23 protein-coding genes are annotated in these 22,950 nt (G+C 63.8%); 4 read left to right on the top strand and 19 right to left on the bottom strand.

Translation table 11 applies throughout. The features are described 5' to 3' along the window. Positions 1-157: 157 nt before the first annotated feature. From GQB00_RS00180 to GQB00_RS00115, 14 genes are all read right to left on the bottom strand, one after another. A complete protein-coding gene (locus GQB00_RS00180) occupies positions 158-1,126 on the bottom strand; it encodes a DUF368 domain-containing protein (RefSeq protein WP_228276636.1) in 969 nt (322 codons plus the stop codon). Then, positions 1,123-1,779 (bottom strand): protein-L-isoaspartate(D-aspartate) O-methyltransferase, encoded by a 657-nt coding sequence (locus GQB00_RS00175; protein WP_111496670.1) that lies wholly within the window; start codon positions 1,777-1,779, stop codon positions 1,123-1,125. The genes GQB00_RS00180 and GQB00_RS00175 overlap by 4 nt, the downstream gene beginning before the upstream one ends. Then, on the bottom strand, positions 1,779-2,528 hold the full coding sequence (gene surE / locus GQB00_RS00170) for a 5'/3'-nucleotidase SurE (protein WP_111496671.1): 750 nt from the start codon (positions 2,526-2,528) through the stop codon (positions 1,779-1,781). The genes GQB00_RS00175 and surE overlap by 1 nt, the downstream gene beginning before the upstream one ends. A gap of 75 nt (positions 2,529-2,603) precedes the next feature. Then, a complete protein-coding gene (gene truD / locus GQB00_RS00165; RefSeq protein WP_165854833.1) occupies positions 2,604-3,587 on the bottom strand; it encodes a tRNA pseudouridine(13) synthase TruD in 984 nt (327 codons plus the stop codon). Next, positions 3,584-4,063: a 2-C-methyl-D-erythritol 2,4-cyclodiphosphate synthase gene (gene ispF, locus GQB00_RS00160; RefSeq protein WP_165854832.1), complete on the bottom strand. Its 480-nt coding sequence runs from the start codon at positions 4,061-4,063 to the stop codon at positions 3,584-3,586. The genes truD and ispF overlap by 4 nt, the downstream gene beginning before the upstream one ends. Before the next feature lie 4 nt (positions 4,064-4,067). Further along, positions 4,068-4,772 (bottom strand): 2-C-methyl-D-erythritol 4-phosphate cytidylyltransferase, encoded by a 705-nt coding sequence (gene ispD / locus GQB00_RS00155; protein WP_165854831.1) that lies wholly within the window; start codon positions 4,770-4,772, stop codon positions 4,068-4,070. 53 nt (positions 4,773-4,825) lie between these two features. Then, a complete protein-coding gene (ftsB, locus tag GQB00_RS00150) occupies positions 4,826-5,098 on the bottom strand; it encodes a cell division protein FtsB (RefSeq protein ID WP_111496675.1) in 273 nt (90 codons plus the stop codon). A gap of 94 nt (positions 5,099-5,192) precedes the next feature. Next, positions 5,193-6,488: a phosphopyruvate hydratase gene (gene eno / locus GQB00_RS00145; protein ID WP_111496676.1), complete on the bottom strand. Its 1,296-nt coding sequence runs from the start codon at positions 6,486-6,488 to the stop codon at positions 5,193-5,195. Positions 6,489-6,548: 60 nt separating this feature from the next. Continuing rightward, positions 6,549-7,394 (bottom strand): 3-deoxy-8-phosphooctulonate synthase, encoded by an 846-nt coding sequence (kdsA, locus tag GQB00_RS00140; protein ID WP_111496677.1) that lies wholly within the window; start codon positions 7,392-7,394, stop codon positions 6,549-6,551. A gap of 64 nt (positions 7,395-7,458) precedes the next feature. Continuing rightward, on the bottom strand, positions 7,459-9,093 hold the full coding sequence (locus GQB00_RS00135; protein WP_111496678.1) for a CTP synthase: 1,635 nt from the start codon (positions 9,091-9,093) through the stop codon (positions 7,459-7,461). A 90-nt stretch (positions 9,094-9,183) separates the two neighbouring features. Next, positions 9,184-10,446: a tRNA lysidine(34) synthetase TilS gene (tilS, locus tag GQB00_RS00130; RefSeq protein ID WP_165854830.1), complete on the bottom strand. Its 1,263-nt coding sequence runs from the start codon at positions 10,444-10,446 to the stop codon at positions 9,184-9,186. Positions 10,447-10,489: 43 nt separating this feature from the next. Continuing rightward, positions 10,490-11,443: an acetyl-CoA carboxylase carboxyl transferase subunit alpha gene (gene accA, locus GQB00_RS00125; protein ID WP_111496680.1), complete on the bottom strand. Its 954-nt coding sequence runs from the start codon at positions 11,441-11,443 to the stop codon at positions 10,490-10,492. Between the two features lie 157 nt (positions 11,444-11,600). After that, positions 11,601-15,083 (bottom strand): DNA polymerase III subunit alpha, encoded by a 3,483-nt coding sequence (gene dnaE, locus GQB00_RS00120; protein WP_165854829.1) that lies wholly within the window; start codon positions 15,081-15,083, stop codon positions 11,601-11,603. Positions 15,084-15,170: 87 nt separating this feature from the next. Beyond that, complete coding sequence (locus tag GQB00_RS00115) at positions 15,171-15,590, bottom strand: TlpA disulfide reductase family protein (RefSeq protein ID WP_323127222.1); 420 nt, start codon at positions 15,588-15,590, stop codon at positions 15,171-15,173. A 106-nt stretch (positions 15,591-15,696) separates the two neighbouring features. Between GQB00_RS00115 and arsC the strand changes: the two genes are divergently transcribed. Genes arsC through GQB00_RS00095 form a run of 4 tightly spaced genes read left to right on the top strand, consistent with a single transcriptional unit; the run spans position 15,697 to position 18,809 of the window. Continuing rightward, entirely contained in the window at positions 15,697-16,050 is a 354-nt protein-coding gene (gene arsC / locus GQB00_RS00110; protein ID WP_165854827.1) for an arsenate reductase (glutaredoxin), read from the top strand. Positions 16,051-16,059: 9 nt separating this feature from the next. Beyond that, positions 16,060-16,659, top strand: a complete 600-nt coding sequence (gene wrbA / locus GQB00_RS00105; protein ID WP_165854826.1) for an NAD(P)H:quinone oxidoreductase — start codon at positions 16,060-16,062, stop codon at positions 16,657-16,659. A gap of 4 nt (positions 16,660-16,663) precedes the next feature. After that, positions 16,664-17,023: a DUF2069 domain-containing protein gene (locus GQB00_RS00100; RefSeq protein ID WP_111496685.1), complete on the top strand. Its 360-nt coding sequence runs from the start codon at positions 16,664-16,666 to the stop codon at positions 17,021-17,023. 4 nt (positions 17,024-17,027) lie between these two features. Next, positions 17,028-18,809, top strand: a complete 1,782-nt coding sequence (locus GQB00_RS00095; protein ID WP_165854825.1) for a GspE/PulE family protein — start codon at positions 17,028-17,030, stop codon at positions 18,807-18,809. A gap of 40 nt (positions 18,810-18,849) precedes the next feature. On the opposite strand, the gene GQB00_RS00090 is transcribed toward GQB00_RS00095, so the two are convergent. The 5 genes from GQB00_RS00090 to GQB00_RS00070 form a co-directional block, all read right to left on the bottom strand. Then, positions 18,850-19,905 (bottom strand): DUF3080 domain-containing protein, encoded by a 1,056-nt coding sequence (locus GQB00_RS00090; RefSeq protein WP_323127221.1) that lies wholly within the window; start codon positions 19,903-19,905, stop codon positions 18,850-18,852. Positions 19,906-20,007: 102 nt separating this feature from the next. Beyond that, positions 20,008-20,712, bottom strand: a complete 705-nt coding sequence (gene mtnC, locus GQB00_RS00085; protein ID WP_165854823.1) for an acireductone synthase — start codon at positions 20,710-20,712, stop codon at positions 20,008-20,010. Continuing rightward, entirely contained in the window at positions 20,709-21,269 is a 561-nt protein-coding gene (locus GQB00_RS00080; RefSeq protein ID WP_111496689.1) for a 1,2-dihydroxy-3-keto-5-methylthiopentene dioxygenase, read from the bottom strand. Before GQB00_RS00080 ends, mtnC begins: the two co-directional genes overlap by 4 nt. Then, positions 21,266-21,892 (bottom strand): methylthioribulose 1-phosphate dehydratase, encoded by a 627-nt coding sequence (locus GQB00_RS00075; RefSeq protein WP_165854822.1) that lies wholly within the window; start codon positions 21,890-21,892, stop codon positions 21,266-21,268. The genes GQB00_RS00080 and GQB00_RS00075 overlap by 4 nt, the downstream gene beginning before the upstream one ends. 75 nt (positions 21,893-21,967) lie before the next feature. Next, entirely contained in the window at positions 21,968-22,939 is a 972-nt protein-coding gene (locus tag GQB00_RS00070; RefSeq protein WP_165854821.1) for an XdhC family protein, read from the bottom strand. Between the last annotated feature and the right edge of the window lie 11 nt (positions 22,940-22,950).

The following is a 22,950-nucleotide window of genomic DNA, read 5'->3' as shown; positions in this document are numbered from 1 at the left end:
TAAAGAGTGCCATATAAGCCCCTAATTTTTTGCATATTTTTTAATCAGATTAAAGTTACGTCACTTTCTCATGTGTTCCGATCGGTAACACTCAAAAGTAACAATTCGACAGGTTCGATGAGACGAGGCCCTCAAATGTCGCACCTCAAAGGCCGTCTCAACCCGCGGCCTTGCCATTCCGGCTATGCTGGCCGAACCATTCCAGTCCCAACACGATGGCCGCGCCCAGCAGCGCGAGCACTACCGCTGCCAGCAGCGCCGAGGACTGGCCGGTCACCGCGGCATACGTGTCCGGCAACAGGTTCACTTCCTCGAGGGGCACGCGCTCGCCATGACTATTGATGCGCCAGCTCACCGCCTCTTTCCAGGGCCAGACCTTGCTCAAAGCGCCCAGCATGAAGCCGGTCAGCAGTGCCAGCATGGCGTCCCGATAGCGATGGAACGCCCAGGAGAGCAACTGCGCCACGGACAGCAGGCCGACAACACAACCTGTCACAAACAATCCGAGCCGGTCCAGTTGCATTTCGTTAACGGCCGCCAGAATCGGCGCGTACATACCCAGCATCAGCAGAATGAAGCTACCGGAGATGCCGGGCAGAATCATCGCGCAGATGGCCAGTGCGCCGGCTCCAAACAGCGTCCAGGCCGTCACCGGGGTCTGCCCCGGCGTCATCTGTGTGACCAGCCAGGCCACGGCAGCCCCGAGCACGAGCAACACAACAGGGCCGATTCCCCAGCGCTGGATCTGGCGACCCACATGCCAGGCCGAAGCGATAATCAGGCCGAAGAAAAAACTCCAAAGCATGACCGGGTATTCGCCCAGGGCATAGCGAATGCCACCGGCCAGGGTCACGATGCTGGTCAGGATGCCGGCAAACAGTAACACCAGGAAGGTGCCGTCGACGTCACGCCAGAAGTCGGCCACGCGGCCTTTCAGCAGTGAGCCAAGGGCCGCGCGGGGAAAGGCACTGATGGCGTCCAGCAGCCGCACGTAGATCCCGGAAATAAAGGCAATCGTTCCGCCGGAGACACCGGGAACCACGTCGGCCGCGCCCATCGCCAGCCCGCGCAGCACGATACCCGCCGGGTGCTGCCGGCGCGATGCCGGCTCCCTCCCGGCCGTCATCGCACCACCCCGCCCAGCAGGGGGACGAAGCGGACCGGTTCCATTTGGGTAATATCGAAGTCATCACCCTGGCGTTCAACCCGGGTCAGCACCTGGGTGTCCTCACCGATGGGCACGACCATAACGCCGCCGTCGGCCAGTTGCGGCAGCAGCTCTTCCGGCAACTGCGCCGGCGCGGCGGTAACGATGATGCCGTCGTAAGGGCCATTCTCCGGCCATCCCATCTCCTGCCCCGCCAGTTTCAGGTGGGTATTACGCAGCTGCAAAGTGCGCATGCGCTCGCGGGCCTTGTTCAGTAACGGGTTGATGCGCTCGACGCTGTACACCTCGTCAACCAGTTGCGCCAGGATCGCCGTCTGATACCCGGACCCCGTGCCCAGCTCCAGTACCTTCGATGGCTGGCTGGCCATGAGCACTTCCGTCATCCGGGCCACGATATAGGGTTGGGACAGGGTCTGCTGATAACCGATGGGCAGCGCCGTGTCTTCGTAGGCTCGATGTGCCAGGGCCTCATCGAGGAAGATATGGCGAGGCGTCTCCGCCAGGGCGGTCAACACCCGCTCGTCGCCTATGCCCGACTCCCTGAGCCTTTGAATCAATCGCATCCGGGTCCGGCGCGATGTCATGCCGATCCCCTGCAACTCTGCAACCATCAGTGTTCTGCCTCCAGCCAGTTGCGCAGCGAGTCCAGGGCCTCGTGGCGCGTCATGTCCACCTGGATCGGCGTTACGGAGACATAGTTGTGGCGCACCGCGTGAAAATCGGTGCCGGGTCCGGCGTCGTCCCCTTCCCCGGCGGCCCCGATCCAGTAGCGCTTCTTGCCCCGCGGGCAGGTCATGGGAATGGCCGACTCGCCCCGGCCACGATGCCCCAGGCGCGTGACCTGGAATCCGGCCACCTGTTCCCAGGGGATGTCCGGGACATTGACGTTCAGGAGGCAACGCGGTCCCAGTGCCAGCGAGGCTTCTTTCTCCAGCAGGGTTCGCACGGCCCGGGCCGCCGTTTCGTAATGCCAGTGGCCCTCATTGACCAGCGAAACGGCGATCGCGGGCATCCCCAGCGAGCGTCCTTCGGTCGCCGCCGCCACCGTACCGGAATAGATAATGTCGTCGCCCAGGTTGGCGTGGGTGTTGATACCGGAAACCACCCGGTCGAAGCGCTCCTCGAACAGACCGTTCACCGCCAGATGGACGCAGTCGGTGGGCGTGCCGTCGACGGACAGGAAGCCGTGGGGGTGGGATTCCACGGTAAGCGGGCGATTCAGCGTCAACGAGTTGCTGGCACCGCTGTGATCCCGGTCGGGAGCCACAACGCGAATCTCGCCAAGCCCCGCCAGGCCGTCGTAGAGGACCTTCAGGCCCGGTGAATGGACGCCATCATCGTTCGCCAGCAGAATGCGCACATCAGTCTCCGTTTCGTTCCCTTCCGTCGGTCGGAATGAGCCATCCGCGCATGGCAGGACGGCTTCGATAACCCCTTATGATGCCGCGTTTGCGGGACCCTCGCCACCAACGGTTTCAATAAATTCAGCCACCAGTGCGGTGGCGTAGCCGCCCGGCGCCAGCCGGAAGGACAGGACCAGGCAATCGCCCGCCGGCCAGGTCCAGGTCAGTTCACTGAACGGCAGTTGCAGGGCACGCCGTTCCGGTTTCATGCGGGTCTGGCTGAACACGGCCGCCATGGCCGGGTGGCGCTCCACCACCTCGCGCTCCAGCGCTGCCAGCTCGCCGTTGGCACTGGTGCCGCCGTCGCCCAAGAGCGGACCGCTAGGCTCGTCGCTCCAGGGATCAGCGTCCAGCATATGGCGCCAGTTACCTTGCCCCACCCTTTCTGCCAGCACTTCATTAAACAGCCATGACCGGGCCGCGGAAAAGGCCATTCCGGCTTTGAAGTTGCGACCGCGCCGCGGCCGTCCACCGTCGGCCACGGCGCGGTCCAGGTTATTGCCCTGGTGCCCGAAACGCTGGGGGCCGAAATAGTTGGGCGCGCCCTCGTCGCGTATCCGGGCAAGGCGCTCGTCCACGGCGGCCCGGTCCGCCCGGACATCGGTCAGCCGCAACTGGAACCGGTTGCCGTCGTGCTCCCCACGCCGCAGTTTGCGCTGGTGGCGGGTCTGTTCCAGCACGCTCCAGCGCTCCCCGACCGCCCGGATCAGGTCGGCGTCATCCGCACGTCCGGGACGATACAGACTGAACCACTGCCGGGTGACGGCGTGGCGGTCCTTGAGGCCGAAAAAGCTCACGTCAAAAGGCCGCGTCCCGGCCAGTCTGGCGAGCTCCCGCGCGACATACTCAGTGTTATCGCCGCGCTTCTCCAGGTACAGGCAAAGATGCTCGCCGTCGCCGGAGAACGGCGACTCGACGATCTCCTCCACCCGGAAATCCTCGGGTGTCGCCCGCAGTACCGCCGTCCCCAGCCGCTCGCCGTGGGCGGTGGGCCAGTCCAGTCGCCAGGCCGTCATGCCGGCGCGTCCAGCAGCAAACAGATCGCCTCGCTGGCGATACCCTCTTCCCGTCCGGTGAAGCCAAGCTTTTCTGTGGTGGTCGCCTTGACGCTCACCGCAGACTCAGGGAGTTCCAGATCGGCCGCAATGTGGGCTCGCATTTGCGGAATATGGCCGGCCATCTTCGGTTTCTGGGCAATAATCGTGCTGTCGATATTGGCCACCCGGTAGCCTTCGGCGCGTACCGCCTGGTGCACCGCCCGCAGCAGCTCCCGGCTGTCGGCGCCGCGCCACTGGTCGTCGGTATCCGGGAAAAAGTGGCCGATGTCGCCCAGGGCGGCTGCCCCCAGCAGCGCGTCGGCAATCGCGTGGAGCAGGACATCACCGTCGGAGTGGGCCTTGATCGCCCGGGTGTGGGGAATACGCACGCCGCCGACAACGATGCTGTCACCGTCGCAGAACGCGTGCACGTCGTAACCTTGACCGATTCGCATGGGTTCAGTGTTCCAAATGTTCGAGAATCCAGCCCGCCAGTGCCAGGTCTTCAGGCACGGTGACCTTGATGTTGTCGGTGCGTCCCTCAACCAGTCGGGGCGCCAGGCCCAGCGCCTCCACCGCGGACGCCTCGTCCGTGATGGCGGCGCCGGTGGCCAGGGCCGACTTCAGTGCCTCGCGCAGCAGGCCAAAGCGAAACTGTTGCGGCGTAAACGCGCGCCACAGCGGCGACCGGTCGACGGTCTCGGCCACCTCGGCCGCCTGTGCACTCTGACGCTTGATCGTGTCGGACACCCTTGCCGCCAGCAAACCGCCGACGTCACTGTTCTGCAGCTCGTCCAGCAGCCGCCGTAGATCCGCCGTCGCCACACAGGGGCGCGCCACGTCATGGACCAGCACCCAGTCGTCCTTCGCCAGTTCGCCCTGCAGGGCGTCCAGTCCCGCCATCACCGAATCGGCCCGGTCGACGCCGCCCACGCAGGTGCGCACCCGGGAATCACGGGCACTCTCGGTACGCTGGAACCAGGGGTCATCGGGATGCAGCGGCACCATGGCACCGGCGAACCAGCCGGTATCAAGCAGGCGGGACAGGGTGATATCGAGGATGAAACGTTGCCGGATCTGCAGGTATTGTTTGGGGCGATCAGCGGCCATGCGCTGGCCAATGCCGGCAGCCGGCACAACAAGCCAGTGTCGGGGTTGTATCATGGGGCTATCCGAGGATCTGGTCGCTCATGAGGTGTTGCATCGGCAACACCGCATTAGGGCTCGACCACCAGGAAAAAAGTTTCGTCTTCACGGATCAGACCAAGATTCATCCGCGCCCGCTCCTCAATGGCGCCCTGCCCACCGCGCAGGTTGCGCACCTCGGCGTAGAGCCGCTCATTGCGGTTGGCGAGCTTGGCGTTCTCGGCCTTCTGCACATCGATCTTCTGTTGCAGCTGCCAGACCTGCGCAAAGCTGCCCTCGCCGATCCACAGGCGAGCCTGCAGAAGGACGACCATAACAGCCATGACGGTCCACAACGCTTTCATTCGATTTTCCTGATTGAGACAAAAACAGCGCGCAATCAGCGCGCTGTAATCGGAAGTTCGAACAGAGTCTAGCCTAAATTTCGATCAGGCGCGATTAACCCTGCCCTTTAATTTCCTTAAGGCCACGGTAAGGTGCCTTGCCTGCCAGCTCCTCTTCGATACGCAGCAGCTGGTTGTACTTGGCGACACGATCCGAGCGGCACAGGGAGCCGGTCTTGATCTGGCCGGCGCAGGTGGCCACGGCCAGGTCCGCGATGGTGGTGTCCTCGGTTTCACCGGAACGGTGTGAGATCACCGCGGTGTAACCGGCATCCTGGGCCATCTTGATGGCGTCCAGGGTCTCGCTCAGACTGCCGATCTGGTTGAACTTGATCAGGATGGAATTGCCGATGGACTGATCGATGCCCTGCTTGAGGATCTTGGTATTGGTCACGAACAGGTCGTCACCCACCAGCTGCACGCGGTCACCGACCTTCTTGGTCAGGATTGCCCAGCCGTCCCAGTCGCTCTCGTCCATGCCGTCTTCGACGGACACGATCGGGTAGCTGTCGCACAGGCCGGCCAGATAGTCGGCAAAGCCTTCGGCGTCGTACTGCTTGCCTTCACCGGACAGGTCGTACTTGCCATCGCGGTAGAATTCGGAAGACGCGCAGTCCAGCGCCAGGGTGATGTCCTTGCCCAGCTCGTAGCCGGCCTTCTCCACCGCTTCCTTGATCACGGCCAGGGCACCTTCGTTGGACGGCAGGTCCGGCGCAAAGCCGCCCTCGTCGCCCACGGCGGTGTTCAGGCCTTTCGCCTGCAGCACCTTCTTCAGGTTGTGGAACACTTCCGCGCCAATACGCAGGGCTTCAGAGAAAGAAGACGCCGCCACCGGCTGGATCATGAACTCCTGGATATCAACGTTATTGTCGGCATGCTCACCGCCGTTGAGAATGTTCATCATCGGGACCGGCATGGAGTACTGACCGGCCGTGCCGTTGATCTCGGCGATGTGGGCGTACAGCGGCACCTTACGCTCGGCGGCAACGGCTTTCGCGGCGGCCAGGGAAACCGCCAGGATAGCGTTGGCGCCCAGGTTGGCCTTGTTCTCGGTACCGTCCAGATCCAGCATCACCTGGTCCAGGCCACGCTGATCGGCCGCATCAAAACCGGTCAGGGCGTCGCGGATACGGGTGTTGACGGCTGCAACCGCCTTGGTGACACCCTTGCCCATGTAACGGGAAGCGTCCTTGTCACGCAGTTCCAGCGCCTCGCGGGAACCGGTGGAAGCGCCGGAAGGCGCACAGGCGCGGCCGATGGTGCCGGACTCAAGGATAACGTCCGCTTCAACCGTCGGGTTGCCACGGGAATCAAGGATTTCGCGCGCTTTGATATCCGCGATCTTGGTCATGCTGTTTTCTCCAGAATTTAGGTTTATCGGAATTGGAAAATTCAGGATTTGAGAGAAGGTTCAGGCCGTATCCAGGGGCTCGAAGCCCTTGACCAGGTCGTCGATGGCCTTGACCTGTTTCAGGAACGGTTCGAGCTGGTCCAGACGCAGCGCACAGGGGCCATCGCACTTGGCGTTCTCCGGATCCGGGTGCGCTTCCAGGAACAGCCCGGCCAGTCCCTGAGACATGCCGGCCCGTGCCAGCTCGGCCACCTGTGCACGCCGCCCGCCGGCGGAATCGGCGCGGCCACCGGGCATCTGCAGAGCGTGGGTGACGTCGAAGAGCACCGGGTACTCCATGGCTTTCATGATGCCGAAGCCCAGCATGTCGACCACCAGGTTGTTGTAGCCAAAACTGGTGCCGCGCTCGCACAGGATGACGCGATCGTTCCCCGCCTCGCGACACTTGTTGATGATGTGCTTCATTTCCTGGGGAGCCAGGAACTGGGCCTTCTTGATGTTGATCGCCGCACCGGTCCGGGCCATGGACTCGACCAGGTCGGTCTGTCGGCTGAGGAACGCCGGCAACTGGATCACTTCGCACACTTCCGCCGCAGGCTGGGCCTGCCAGGGTTCGTGCACGTCACTGATCACCGGTACACCGAATTTGTCCTTGATGTCCTTCAGGATTTCCATGCCGGCATCCAGGCCGGGGCCACGAAAGGAGTGAATCGAGGACCGATTGGCCTTGTCGAAGGAGGCCTTGAACACGTAGGGAATACCCAGCCGACGGGTCACCTCCACGTAGGCTTCGGCCACTTCCAGGGCCAGGTCGCGGGACTCAAGGACGTTCATGCCGCCGAACAGCACGAACGGGCGATCGTTGGAAATGGAGAGGTCCGCAACCGTGATGGTTTTCTGGGACATGGCGGGCTTTCGCTCCTGCGGTTAAAACAAGGGCGCCGGCCGATGGCTCGGCCGGCGCAGGGTATCAACGTGCCTGTTTACGCGCCATGGCGGCTTCGACGAAGCCCTTGAACAAGGCGTGGCCGTCGCGCGGCGTCGAGGTGAATTCCGGGTGGAACTGACACGCCACGAACCAGGGATGGTCCGCCACTTCGACTACTTCCACCAGCTTGCCGTCGGTTGAGTGCCCGGCGATGCGCAGACCGGCGTGCTGCAGCTGCGGCAGGAAACCGTTGTTCACCTCATAGCGGTGGCGGTGGCGCTCGCGGATGACCTTGCGGCCATAGCACTTGGCGATGGTGGAATCGTCAGTCAGCACGCAATCCTGGGCACCCAGGCGCATGGTGCCGCCCAGGTCGGAGGCGGCATCGCGCTGCTCCTTCTCGCCGCTGGCGTCGAGCCATTCGGTGATCAGACCAACCACCGGCGCTGACGTCTGGGCGCGGAACTCGGTGCTGTGCGCATCGGTCAGGCCAGCCACGTTACGGGCGTACTCGATGACCGCCACCTGCATACCCAGACAGATACCGAGGTACGGCACCTTGTTTTCACGGGCGTAGCGCACGGTTTCGATCTTGCCTTCCACACCGCGCTCGCCGAAGCCGCCGGGGACCAGGATGGCATCCGCGGACTCCAGCGCGCCGGTGCCGTCACGCTCGATGTCCTCGGAATCGATGTAGTTGATGTTGACCTTGGTGCGGGTCTTGATGCCGGCGTGGAGCAGCGATTCGATCAGGGACTTGTAGGCGTCCAGCAGCTCCATGTACTTGCCGACCATGGCGATGGTCACTTCGCCTTCCGGGTTGAGCTGGGCGTCGACCACGGCGTCCCACTCGGACAGATCCGCGGCGCCGGCGTCGTTCTCCAGGCCGAACCGCTCGATGATCAGCTCATCCAGGTTGTGCTCGTGCAGCATGCGCGGAATGGCGTAAATGGACTTGGCGTCCTGCATCGGGATAACCGCACGCTCTTCCACGTTGGTGAACAACGCGATCTTGCGGCGGGAGCTGACGTCCACCTCGTGCTCGGAGCGGCACAGCAGGATGTCCGGCTGCAGGCCGATGGAGCGCATTTCCTTCACCGAGTGCTGGGTCGGCTTGGTTTTCACTTCGCCTGCGGTGGCGATGTAGGGCACCAGGGTCAGGTGCATGAACAGCGCGCGACGCGGCCCGACTTCGACCTTGAGCTGACGGGTCGCTTCCAGGAACGGCAGGGATTCAATGTCACCCACGGTACCGCCGATCTCGATCAGTGCCACGTCGGCACCGGCGGCACCTTCGATAACACGACGCTTGATCTCATCGGTGATGTGCGGGATCACCTGAACGGTACCGCCGAGGTAATCGCCACGACGTTCCTTGCGGATCACCTCTTCGTAGACGCGTCCGGTGGTGAAGTTGTTGCGGCGGCTCATCGGGGTACGGATGAATCGCTCATAGTGGCCAAGGTCCAGGTCGGTCTCGGCGCCATCCTCGGTCACGAACACTTCCCCGTGCTGGAAGGGACTCATGGTGCCGGGATCAACGTTGATGTAGGGATCCAGCTTGAGAATGGTGACCTTTAAGCCGCGCGCCTCAAGGATGGCCGCAAGGGAAGCCGATGCGATACCTTTGCCCAATGAGGACACGACACCGCCGGTGACGAAAATATAACGCGTCATGCAGTTTCCGTGTGATTTATCTGGTTCGGTGAAGGGGGGAGATTGTCATCTCAAGATGGGACACCAGAGTACCAGAAGCCCCTTGTTTACTCAACGACAATCCCCGTCCCAGACAATCCGCCATGACGCAGATTCTGACGCGTCGCGCAAGCTCGGGGATACCCATAACCCGGCGACCGCCACCAGTTCTCCGTCCTTCCAGAGCAGCGGAATGCGCTCTCTTTCCCAGGGCGGCACGCCCTGCTCCTGCAACCATTTCTTGAGCGGACGACTCCCACCACTCGCCACCGGGCGCAGTCGCTCGCCCCCACGCCGTGCGGTGACCGTCAGCCGCAATCCGGGATCCGCGCCGGAGACGCTCAGGCGCCCACCAGCCCAGACGAGCGGCTCAGCCGTGTGCCATGGCAGAGGCTCAAGCGGTGGTGTCGGCCGGTCGGCCACGCAATACAGTCGCCCCTGGTATCGCAGCACCCGGTAGCCGGTGCCCACCAGCGCCGGGACCCGATCCTCGCCGGCCTGCAGCAGATCCTGCAGCCCCTGCTCCAGCCGGCTTGCCGCGGGCGGTTCGAAGCCGCGATCGATCAACCACCAGCGTAGCAGATTTTTGCGTTCGCAAAGGGCCATGCGGACCAGCTCCGGGGCGCTGAGGCGCCCTTGCCCATCCTCGACCGTGTCCCGCTGGAGCGCCGCCAGACGCGCCGCCAGCCGGTCGGCCTCCGCGCTTTGCCGGGCGCTGCGGGCCAGCGTGGCCAGCGCCCCCGGCCAGCGCTCCAGCAGGGGCGCCAGTACACGATGGCGCAGGTAGTTGCGATCGATGCGGGTATCGGAGTTGGTGGGGTCGTCAAACCAGTCCAGCCCCCAGGCGAGGGCCCAGCTTTCCAGCTCAGCACGCGCAATCGGCAGCAACGGCCGGAACACGCTGGCAGCCCCCAGCGTTCGGGCAGCGGGAATCCCCGCCAGCCCACGGACACCGCTGCCACGCACCAGCCGGAACAGCACCGTTTCCGCCTGGTCGTTGGCATGATGCGCCTGCAGCAGAATCTGCCCGGCTGCCAGGTGTCTGGCAAAGGCCCCGTATCGAGCCTCACGCGCCGTGTTCTCGAGACTGTCACGCCCGGTATCGACGGCGACGCGGGCCACCGTCAGCTCGACGCCCAGATCAGCACAAAGCCGCCGGCACAGTGCCTCCATATCGTCCGCCGCCGCCTGCAACCCATGATTGATGTGCAAGGCGCCCACCTGGACGTCCGCGCGCCCGGCAAACCAGCCGGCCACCGCATGCAGCAGAAAGACAGAGTCCAGGCCACCGCTGAGGGCGACGCACAGGGAACGGGATTCAGGGATGGAGGCCATGGCCCGCCGCAAGCCGGCGGGCCATGAGGAGGGATCGGACCGGTTACCGGCCTGTGTCATAGGCGGTCAGGCGCTCGTAGCGCTGGCTTACCAGATCCTCGGTGGACAGGGCGCCCAGCTCCGCCAGGCCGGCCTTGAGCTGTTCCTTGAGGGATCGGGCCATCTCGTCCGGATCGCGGTGGGCACCACCCAGCGGCTCGGAGATCACCTCGTCGGCCAGGTTCAGCTCCTGCAGGCGGCTGGCGGTAACACCCATGGCTTCCGCCGCCTGGGCCGCATACTCCGCGCTCTTCCACAGAATCGACGCGCAGCCTTCCGGGGAAATGACCGAGTAGGTGGAATACTGCAGCATGTAGAGCCGATCGCACACACCGATCGCCAGCGCGCCGCCGGAGCCGCCCTCGCCGATCACCGTCGCGATCACCGGCGTTTTCAGGCGCGACATGACCGCCAGGTTGTAAGCGATCGCTTCGCTCTGGCCACGCTCTTCGGCGCCGATACCGGGATAGGCACCCGGGGTATCGATGAAGGTCAGGATGGGCAGACGGAAACGCTCCGCCATCTCCATCAGACGCAGGGCCTTGCGGTAGCCTTCAGGCCGCGGCATGCCGAAGTTGCGCTTGACCTTGTCCTTGACCTCACGCCCCTTCTGGTGACCGATGATCATCACCGGCTGGCCGTCCAGACGCGCCGTGCCGCCGATGATCGCCATGTCGTCGGCGTACTTGCGGTCGCCGTGGAACTCGTCAAAATCGTCGAACACCAGGTCGATGTAATCCTGGGTGTACGGACGGCGCGGATGACGCGCCAGTCGCGCAATGTCCCACGGCGTGAGGTTGGAGAAAATGCTTTCGGTGAGGCTGAAGCTCTTGTTCTTGAGACGATTGATTTCGTCCGAGATGTTCAGCTCACTGTCGTTACCGACGAGGCGCAGCTCTTCGATCTTGGCTTCGAGGTCGGCAATCGGCTGTTCAAAATCCAGGTAATTGGGATTCATGGTCTTCCGTCGTCAATGGCTCTGAGGCGACGTCCGAGACGCCTAAGTCTACTGTTAGGCGCAACGCTAACAGGCGCAGACGCCCATAGAAAGCGGACCTTGGTATAACCCGCTCATATGGCGGCGGATTACGGCACCGACATTAGTCGTAATAAAACTAGTCGTAAACCAGCTGCACCGCTTTATCGCCAACAAGATGTCGCAAGTTTAGCAGCAAATCGTCGTTTGGCTGGATACGCCAGCCTTCCCCCAACTGGATTCGCGTGCGCGCCTGTTCACTCTGGTAATTGATCCAGACCGGACACCCTTCGCCTCCGCGGTAGGGCTGCAGCGTCTGATCCAGCTTTTCCAGCAGGCCGTTGCCCAACTGGCCGGCGGACAGGAACATCTGCAAACCGCGGCTGTAGCGCTGACGGGCAGTGGCAACGTCCATGACGTCGCTAACCCGCACTTTCAGGGATCCGGAATAGTCATCGTGGCTGACCGTGCCGTCGAGCACGACCACTTCGTCCGACTGCAGCAGATCGCGGTTGTCGTTGAACGTCTCGGAGAACAGCGTCGCCTCGATCCGTGCCGAACGGTCGTCCAGCGTCACGAACGCCATGGTCTGGCCGCGCTTGTTTTTCATGGTCCGCATCGCCACCACCAGCCCAGCCAGTCGCTGCGGCGCCTTGCCAGGCTTGAGATCGGCGATGGCCTGCCGGGCAAAACGGCGCACCTCTTTCTCGTACTCGTCGAACGGATGCCCGGTCAGATAAAGCCCCAGGGTATCCTTTTCCCCCTTAAGGCGCTCTTTCTCCGGCCATTCGCGGATTTTGCGTACTTCCTCGAACGGGTCGACATGGCTGCTGTCGAGGGTTTCCCCGAACATGTCCATCATGCCCACCGATTCGTTACGGGACTGCTGGCCGGCCTGCTGCACCGCCTTGTCGATGCTGGCCATCATCTGCGCCCGGTTGGGACCCAGCTTGTCCATGGCTCCGGCGCGGATCAGCGCCTCGATCGCCCGCTTGTTGACCCGCTTGAGGTCGACGCGCTGGCAGAAATCGAACATGTCCTTGAAGGCCCCGCCTTCCTTGCGCGCCTCGACGATGCTGTGGATCGGGCCTTCGCCCAGCCCCTTGATCGCGCCGAGGCCATAAACCACCTGCCCGTCTTCGTTAACAGTGAAGGTGTATTCGGAGGTGCTGACATCCGGCAGCACCAGGTCCAGCTTGAGATTGCGGCACTCCTCGACCAGCGTCACCACCTTGTCGGTGTTCTGCATATCGGCGGTCAGAACCGCCGCCATGAATTCGGCGGTGTAATGCGCCTTGAGCCAGAGCGTCTGGTAGGACACGAACGCGTAGGCGGCGGAGTGGGATTTGTTGAAGCCGTAACCGGCGAACTTCTCAACCAGGTCGAAGATGTTTTCGGCCAGCGTCTTCTCGATGCCGTTGTTCTCGCAGCCTTCCAGGAAGAACTGCTTCTGCTTGGCCATCTCCTCGGGTTTTTTCTTACCCATGGCCCGGCGCAGCATGTCGGCGTTACCCAGGGTATAGCCCGCCATCACCTGGGCGATCTGCATGACCTGCTCCTGGTACAGGATAACCCCGTAGGTGGGCTCCAGGACCGGCTGCAGACCGTCGTACTGGTAATCCGGGTGCGGGAACGACATGGGCTGGCGACCGTGCTTCCGGTCGATGAAGTCGTCCACCATCCCCGACTGCAGCGGGCCCGGACGGAACAGGGCCACCAGGGCGATCATGTCTTCCAGGCAGTCTGGCTGCAGACGGCGGATCAGGTCCTTCATGCCACGGGATTCCAGCTGGAACACCGCGGTGGTTTCGGCCTTCTTGAGCATGTCGAACGACGGCACGTCGTCCAGCGGGATCTTGCCGATGTCCAGCGGCGCCTCGCCCTGTTTCTCCCGCTTGGGATTGATCATCGCCAGGGCCCAGTCGATGATCGTCAGGGTCCGCAGCCCCAGGAAGTCGAACTTGACCAGCCCGGCCTCCTCCACGTCGCCCTTGTCGAACTGGGTGACCGGACTGCCGCCCTCCTCGTCGCAGTAGAGTGGCGAGAAGTCGGTGATCTTGGTGGGAGCGATGACCACGCCACCGGCGTGCTTACCGGCGTTCCGGCACACGCCCTCCAGCTTGAGGGCCATTTCCCAGATTTCCTGGGCTTCCTCGTCCTGTTTCAGGAAGTCGCGCAGCTGCTCTTCCTGCTCGATGGCCTTGTCCAGGGTCATCCCCACCTCGAAGGGGATCATCTTGGACAGTTTGTCCGCCAGCCCGTAGGACTTGCCCTGCACCCGCGCCACATCGCGCACCACGGCCTTGGCCGCCATGGTACCGAAGGTGATGATCTGGGAGACCGCGGCCCGGCCGTACTTCTCGGCCACGTAATCGATGACCCGGTCACGGCCTTCCATGCAGAAGTCGACGTCGAAGTCGGGCATGGAAACCCGCTCCGGGTTGAGGAAACGCTCGAACAGCAGATCGTATTCCAGCGGGTCCAGGTCGGTAATCTGCTGGGCATAGGCGACCAGCGAGCCGGCACCGGAACCCCGCCCGGGGCCAACCGGCACGCCGTTGTTCTTGGCCCACTTGATGAAGTCCATAACGATCAGGAAGTAGCCCGGGAACCCCATCTGGATGATGATATCCAGCTCGAAGTTCAGCCGCTTGTAATAGGCGGCGCGCTTTTCCTCGTAGTCCGGATCGTCCTTGAAGATGGTTCGCGACAGCCGGTCTTCCAGCCCCTCTTCCGACACCTTGCGGAAGAACTCGTCCATGGTCATGCCATCGGGGATCGGGTAATCCGGCAGGAAGTACTCGCCCATGCGCACCTTGACGCTGCAGCGGCGGGCGATCTCGACCGTATTCTCGATCGCCTCGGGAATGTCCGAGAACAGTTCGATCATCTCATCGGCACTGCGCAGGTACTGCTGGTCGCTGAAGCGGCGTTCGCGGCGCGGATCGTCCAGGGTCCGGCTCTCGCCGATGCAGACCCGGGCCTCGTGGGCCTCGAAGTCTTCCTGCTTGAGGAAGTGCACGTCGTTGGTGGCGACCACCGGCAGTTCCAGGGCATCCGCCAGTTCAACGCTCAGGTGCAGGCAGTCCTCATCCCCCGGGCGGCCGGTGCGCTGCAGCTCCAGGTAATAGGCGTCGGGATACAGGCGCTGCCAGTATTCGGCGCGCTCCCGGGCGAGCTCTTTCTTGCCGGCCAGCAGCGCCCGGCCCACGTCGCCCTGCTTGGCGCCGGACAGGGCAATCAGTCCCTCGGCACGCGCTTCCAGCCACTCGCGTTCGACGATCGGCACGCCGTGCAGCTGGCCATCGGTGTAACCCAGGGAGATGATCTCGGTCAGGTGCAGGTAGCCCTTCTCGTTGCGGGCCATCAAGGTCAGGCGGAAGGGTTTCTCCGGCTCATCCGGATTGCTCAGCCAGATGTCGGCGCCGATGATGGGCTTGATGCCGGCGCCCATGGCCGCCTTGTAGAAACGCACCAGCGAGCACATGTTCGACTGCTCGGTCAGACCGACCGCGGGCATGCCCAGGTCGGCTACCTGCTTGATGAACGGCTTGATGCGGACCAGGCCGTCGACCAGGGAATATTCGGAGTGAACGCGCAGGTGTACGAAAGTATTCGACATGGGGCGATTATCGGGCTCTGTACTGAAAATGTTGTCGGGATGGTGGGCCATTCTATCAGCGCGACCGGGACAAATCGCGCTTGAAATTCACGGCTGCATCAGCTCCATCAAACCGTCTTCGGTCTGGGCGCCAAAACGGGTTTCCACCAGCTCCCCGTCCGGGTTGACCACGAACGACGCCGGCAGGCCCACCGGCAGATCCCAGCCCAGCTTGGGCCCCGGATCCTCTGCGAGCAGCCGGAAATCAATGTCCATCTTGCGCGCCACGTCACGCAGGGGCTGACCGGTGATACCATCGAAGTTCACCCCCAGCACAGTGATGCGCTCGGAACGATCCAGCCGGTTCAGCTCGGGAATTTCCTCCAGGCAGGGCTTGCACCACTCGGCCCAGTAGTTGACCACCACCCACTGGCCGCGCAAGTCATCCCAGTTCAGGGTATCGCCGCGCGCATCCTCGAACGCGGCGCGGTCGCAGGCGGCCAGCAGCACCAGGATACAGCCCGTCACCAGAAGCCGCCCGCACCGTTTAACCCTTTGAATGTACTGCAACCCCATGCCTCCTGTTAGACTGCTTGCTGACGCTTTCGGAACAACCTGAATCAAGGCAGAAACGATGACAGAAGCCACCCGCATTTTCCACAATCCGCGCTGCTCGAAATCCCGCCAGACCCTGGCCCTGCTGGAAGAGAAAGGCATCCAGCCGGAGGTGATCCGCTACCTGGAAACACCGCCGACCGCCGACGAACTGCGGGACGTCCTGAGCCAGTTGGGCCTGGCCGCCCGCGAGCTACTGCGCAAGGGCGAATCCGTCTACAAGGAACTGGGCCTGTCGGACGCCAGCCTCAGCGACGAGCAGATCATCGAGGCCATGGTCAGCCACCCCAAACTGATCGAACGGCCGATTGTCATCCACAACGGCAAGGCCGCCCTGGGCCGCCCGCCGGAAGCGGTTCTGGACATTCTCTGAGGCACCACGATGAGCGAATCCCCCTACATTCTTGTGCTTTACTACAGCCGGGGCGGCCACACGGCGGAGATGGCGTTGCAGGTCGCCCGTGGTATCGAACGCCAGGGTCTCGAAGCCCGCGTCCGGACGGTGCCGCCGGTGTCCCCCGACACCGAAGCCAGCGCGCCACCGGTCCCCGCTGATGGCGCCGTTTACTGCACCACCGAAGAGCTGCGCCACTGCGCCGGCCTCGCCCTGGGCAGCGCCACCCGTTTCGGCAACATGGCGGCCCCGCTCAAGCATTTCCTCGACAGCACCGGCGATCTCTGGCTCAACGGCGCCCTGGTGGATAAACCGGCCTCCCTGTTCACGTCGACCGGCAGCCTGCACGGCGGGCAGGAAGCCACACTGCTGTCGATGGCGATCCCGCTGCTCCACCACGGCATGCTGATCACGGGCGTCCCCTACACTGAGCCCGCCCTGTCCCGAACCGACGCCGGCGGCACCCCATACGGCGCCAGTCACTGGGCGGGAACCGATCAGCCCAGGCCGCTCACCGAGGACGAAAAAACCATCTGCCAGACCCTGGGCGAGCGCCTGGCCCGCCTGGCCGCGAAGCTGACGGGATAAGCCGATGCTGCAGTCGCCCCGCGCCCGCCTGTCCCGACACGTCTGCCAGTGGCTGTTCGCGGCCCTGCTGGTGATGCTGGTCGCGACCACCTTTTACCCGGCACCGGATCCGGCCATTTCCCTGCCGCTGATCCTGTCCGTCAAGCTGCTGCCACTGGTGTTTTTCACGCCGGCGGTCTGGCGCGGCCACAACCGGGGCCTGATCTGGCTGGCCTTTGTGCTGATTTTCTACTTCACCCAGTTCGTCGTCGGCAGTTGGCTCAGCCAGGGCGCACTCGCCCCCGTGCTGGGCGCGACGCTCACCCTGGCACTGTTCGTTTCTGCTATGGTGCACCTGAAACTCAACCGGCCGGAGTTGTCCTAACGCCATGCCCACCGCCACTTTCCCCGCTCCTGCGCGCACATCACTGACCCTGCGCGATGTCTGCACCGCCCTGGTGGAACAGGGACTGATTGCCCAGGAGGATGCGGAACGGGTGCTGACGGCCAACCTGGGCGCGGACGCTGCCAAGCGACACCCGCTGACGGTGATTGCCGAAGCAGGTCTGGTGAGCCGGCAGTCGCAACGCAAACTGGACCTGGAACGGCTGACGCAATGGCTGGCCGAATGGGCGGAACAGCCCTACTACCACATCGATCCGCTGAAGATTGACGTGGCGGCCATTTCCAAAGTGATGTCCTACGCCTTCGCCCAGCGCCACGGCATCCTGGCGGTGGAGATCCATCCGGAGGAAATCTGGATCGCCAGCGCCGAACCCTTCAAGTCCGACTGGGAAAGCAACCTGGGCCAGGTCCTGAAGAAGGACATCAAACGGGTGGTCGCCAACCCGGAAGGCATTCGCCGCTTTACCGTCGAGTTCTACCAGCTTGCCAGTTCCGTCAGCAAAGCCAGTGGCGCAACCAAGCAGGGCGCCGCTAACCTGCATAATTTCGAGCAGTTGCTGGATCTCGGGGAGAACGAAAACCCGGACGCCAACGACCAGCACGTGGTCAAGATCGTCGACTGGCTGCTGCAATACGCGTTCGACCAACGCGCCAGCGATATCCACATTGAGCCGCGCCGGGAGATTACCCAGGTGCGCTTCCGCATCGACGGCGTGCTGCACAATGTCTACGAGTTCCCCGATCAGGTGGGCGTTGCGGTGGTCAGTCGCCTGAAGATCCTGGGGCGTCTCAACGTGGCGGAAAAACGCAAACCCCAGGACGGCCGCATCAAGACCCGCAAGCCGGACAACAGCGAAGTGGAGCTGCGTCTGGCCACCATGCCTACGGCGTTCGGCGAGAAGATGGTCATGCGGATCTTCGATCCGGATGTGCTGCTCAAAGGGTTCGACCAGCTCGGCTTCAGCAAGGAAGACATCCAGCGCTGGAAAGCGATGACCGAGCAGCCCCACGGCATCGTGCTGGTCACCGGCCCCACCGGGTCGGGCAAGACCACCACGCTCTACTCCACGCTCAAGCAGCTGGCCACGCCGGAGGTCAACATCTGCACCATCGAGGACCCCATCGAGATGGTGGAGCCGGCTTTCAACCAGATGCAGGTGCAGCACAGCATCGAGCTGAGCTTCGCGGCCGGCGTCCGAGCACTGCTGCGCCAGGACCCGGACATCATCATGGTGGGCGAGATCCGCGATTTGCAGACCGCGGAGATGGCCGTCCAGGCGGCGCTCACGGGCCATCTGGTGCTCTCCACCCTGCACACCAACGACGCCCCCAGCGCCATCACCCGCCTGATTGAGCTGGGCATTCCGTCCTACCTGATTCGGGCGACGGTCCTGGGGGTGATGGCCCAACGGCTGGTCCGGACGCTCTGCCCCAGCTGCAAGCAGCCGGCGGAGATCGACGAAAAGGCCTGGACCGACCTGACGCGGCCCTGGAAAGCGCCCAGGCCCAGCAGCGTCTTCGCGCCCGGCGGCTGTCTCGAATGTCGCAACACGGGCTACCGTGGCCGCGCCGGGGTCTACGAGATCCTGCAGCTGTCGCCGGCCCTGCGCAGCCAGGTAGACGACGGCTGTGACCTGGAGCAACTGCGCATCGGCGCCTACAAGGATGGCATGCGCTCGCTGCGCCTCAGCGGCGCGCAGAAAGTGGCGGCCGGCGAGACCACCATCGAGGAAATCCTGCGGGTCACGCCGGAAAGCCAGCGCTGATCCGCCGGGCCTCACACGGGGCGCAGGATCTAACCGGGCGTCAGCTCGCCCCAGGCGTCATCCCGCACTGTTTGAGCAGGCGCTGCCAGCTCTCCGTGTGGCGCTGCACCGCGGTATCGAGCCCGGCCCAGATACTCTCGTCACCACTCTGCTTCAGGTAACGGCGGTAATACGGCCCGAATGCCTCGGGCATCACCGCCTGCTGCATAGCCGCCAGCTCGGCAAATCCTGCCACCAGGCCGACACGGGCCCGATCCACCGCCGCCATGTAAGGTTGCACCCGCTCGGCGTACACCGCGTAGAACATGTTCCTGGCGATGTCGGCGTCCGGATTGGTCTTGCCGTTCAGGCACAGGGGATAGTCCGCCAGGCGCCGCTCGACCAGGTCAGCGGCGTCGTTCAGACGGGTCGTCAGCAGCAACGCGCTCTTGATCAGCTGCCCCAGGCGGTCCTCTGCCTGCCAGCGCTGCTGGACGTTGTCGAGGAAGCCCAGATCGGTGCCGGTGCGGCCGGCCAGCAACGCTGACAAGCGGGCATTCATGAGGTTCACGTCCGTCGTCAGGTCGTCGACCGTGGCCCCGGTCGCGTCCAGCGGATAGACGCCCTCGGTGCGGGTGAACAGGCGCTCGATTTCCTCGGTCGCCCAGGTGGCGTTCCAGATGGCGATGGGCAGGCTGTCGATCTTGGAGCGGCGCGCCTGGCGGACGGCGGCCTGCAGCTCTTTCTTCTCGGCCAGGGTCGGCAGGCAGTCTTCGGCGGCGTTGATAAAACGCACTTCGTAGCGCAACACGTTGGACGGCTGCATCACCCGCCCCAGGCCCGAATTGCGCTCGCCCACAACCACCTGCAGTTCGCAGCCATACAGGGAAAGAAAGTCGAGCATGCCCAGATCCAGCTCGGGCATCGGCAGGCGGCGCTCCCGACGGCGCGGGAACAGGTCGGCCACGGGGATGGGCGACAGATGCGCGTCTTCGTCGAGCACGCGGGCGACCCGCTCGACGTACTCGTCCATCATGTCCGTGGGTGCGGAGAAGGGATTGCACCCCGCCAGCAAACCCACGGCGACTGATAACAACGCAATACTCAGAAGACGCACGATTCCGGATCCGACACAGCAGCGCATGATCGGCAGGGGGTTCGGCCCTGCCCCGTCATGTTCAGTGTACGTAATCGGCGCCCCAATGGCGCAGCGGGACCATCAGGGATGGTATTCGTCGATCTCTGCAATCAGTGCGTCCACCTCCGCGAAATTCCGGGCGACCCGGTACTCGCTCTCTTGCGGCTCGCCATCGCGAACCAGGAGGACGGTGGCCATGCCGGTGCTGTCGGCGGCGGCCAGTTCCGCTTCCACGTCGGACAGGAACAGCACGGTCGCAGGCTCCACGCCCAGCTCTTCCAGGATCGCCTGATAGGCCGACGGTTCGCGCTTGGCGCCGATGCGGGTATCGAAATAGCCGCTGAAGAACGGCGTCATATCACCGCAGCGGCTGTGGCCGAACAGCAGCTTCTGGGCCTGCACGGAGCCGGACGAGTAGACGTAGAGTCGCAGGCCGCGGTCGTGCCATTCGCGCAGTTTATCGGCGGCGTCATCGTAGATATGGCCCTGGAAATCACCGCTGCGGTAGCCGTGTTCCCAGATCATGCCCTGCAGTGTTTTCAGGGGTGTCGCCTTGCGGTCTTCCGCGATCCACTGTTGCAGCTCCGCCACCAGGGCATCCAGATCCCCCGCATCGCGACCGCTCTGTTCGGCGACCGCATCCAGTTGGGCCCTTACTTCCGGCTCGCCGGCGTGTTCCCGCACGAACGCCGCCATGTGCTCGGTGGCGTAGGGAAACAGCACCTCGTGCACGAAAGAGATGGAACTGGTCGTGCCTTCAATATCGGTGACGACAACCCGGATCATCCGGCCGCTCCCAGCATGCCTTCATAGCGCGGCAGGCGGCTGGCGATGTCCTCGCCGGTGAAGCTCGCCACCCAGCCGTCGGGATTGGAGAACAGGCGGATGCAGGTGAATTCTGGCTCGGGCCCCATATCAAACCAGTGGCGGGTGCCGTCGGGCACGCTGATCAGGTCGTTCTTCTGACACAGCACCGCGTAGACCCTGTCGCCGAAGTGCAGGTAGAACAGGCCCTGACCGCGCACGAAGAAGCGGACTTCGTCTTCGCTGTGGGTGTGCTCGTCCAGGAATTTCTGGCGCGCCGCCTCCTTATTGGGGTTGTCGGCGGTCAGGCTGACCACATCAGCGGTCTGGAAGCCACACTCCGCTTGCAGGCGCGCCACCTCGTCGGCGTAGGCGGTCAGGATGTCGTCCTGGCTGGCGTTGGCCGGCAGGTCGCGGGTCGGCCACTGCTCGAAGCGTACGCCCTGCTCACCCAGCAGCCGCTGGATCTCCTCGGGCGATTCGGTCAGCACCTCCGGCTGATCCGGCTGTTGTTCGCGATAGATTCGCAGCGTTGTCATCGTGTCACCCTCATCATTTCCAGTTCACAGGCGAACAGGAACTCAAATGCTTCCACATGGCGCAAACAGTCTGCCATGGTCTTTCCCCAGGTATAAAGGCCGTGCCCGCGGATGAGATAACCCGGCTGCTCCGGGTGAGCCGCGAACCAGTCGGCGGTCTCACGCGACAGGGCGTCAATGTCCTGGGTGTTGTCGAAAATCGGCACGGTCAGGGCCGTTTCGTGGGTGCTTATCCCCGGAAACGCTTTCTGCAACTCGTAGTCGCGCAGCTCCAGCCGGCCGGCATCCGCCAGAGCCCGGCTCAACACCGTAGCGTTGACCGAATGCGTATGCAGCACCACGCCCACCTCGGGAAACTGCCGGTACAGCACGGTGTGCAGCAGGGTTTCCGCCGAGGCTTTGGTGGCGCTCTGCACCGGACGTCCGTCCAGGTCCACCACCATGATGTCACCGGCCGCCAGCTGTCCCTTGTGGCGGCCGGAAACCGTGATGGCGACGTGGTCGTCGTCAATGCGGGCGGAGTAATTGGAGCTGGTGGCCGGCGACCAGCCATTGGCGTACAGGAACTGGCCCGCCTCGATCAGCGACTGGGCAACCCGGGCGTAACGGGTAACATCGAACATGGCGACTCCGGCAACGACGGCGATACGGGGCAGGCGGGCCCGGAAAGAACGGTTTCCGCCTGCATTTGGCGGCTATTATAGTGAGCTGTCGTCGGCCAGCAAACGGTGTCGGGCGTCCACCAGATCCGCAATGATCGAAACGGCGATTTCCGCCGGTGTCTTGCTGCGGATGGCGATGCCGATGGGGGCGTGCAACTGCTCGAGCCGGACATCATCCAGCCCCAGGGAGATCAGGCGCTCACGTCGGGCCCGGGAGGTCTCACGGGAACCCATGGCACCCACGTAGAAGCAGTCGGCCCGCAGGGCGGCCAGCAGCGCCAGGTCATCCACACGCGGATCGTGGGCCAGTGCCAGTACGCCACTGAAGCGGTCGCTGTAGGATTGCATGATCAGATCATCCGGCAGGGCCGTCACGACGGGCGTATCGTCATCCTGCCAGCCCTTGAGGAAGGTTTCGCGGGGTTCGCAGAGCGTCACCGCAAACCCGCAGCGCCGCGCAAATACGGCGACATGGGACGCCACCTCGCCCGCCCCGACCAGCAGCAGCTGGCACTCCGGGCCGATGACGTGATGCACACCGGTGTCGTCTTCGTGGATGCCGGTGGCCCAGTCACCTCCGCTTTCGACGATGACCGCTCCGTCTTCAAGGGTCACACTGCGTCGAACCGCCTGGTTGCACTCCATGGCCGCCACCAGCCCGGCCAGCGGCTCCAGGTGCTCGATGCAACGCAGTGGCTCCACCAACAGACGGATACGTCCGCCACAGGGCAGCCGGAAGCGCCCCTGATCGGCGTTGGAAATGCCGTAGTCAATCACCCGCGGTGCATCACCCGCCTCGAGCGACGCCGCCCGATGCAGCAGGTCCTCTTCCAGGCATCCTCCAGACACCGACCCGGCCCAGGCCCCCGATGCCGTGACAGCCAGCATCGAACCCGCGGGTCGGGGCGAAGAGCCCCAGGTTTCAAGGATGGTACAGAGCCAGACCCGCTCGCCGGCCTCCAGCCAGCGCACGACCGTCGAGAGGACGTCTTGCTGTGGGTGTGCCATGCGCATCTCCC

Source organism: Marinobacter sp. JSM 1782161, assembly GCF_011421605.1.
In the GTDB taxonomy this organism is placed as follows: Bacteria; Pseudomonadota; Gammaproteobacteria; order Pseudomonadales; family Oleiphilaceae; genus Marinobacter_A; species Marinobacter_A bohaiensis.
Note: the sequence above shows the minus strand (reverse complement) of the source record. Positions and strands in the feature narration are given on the sequence as shown.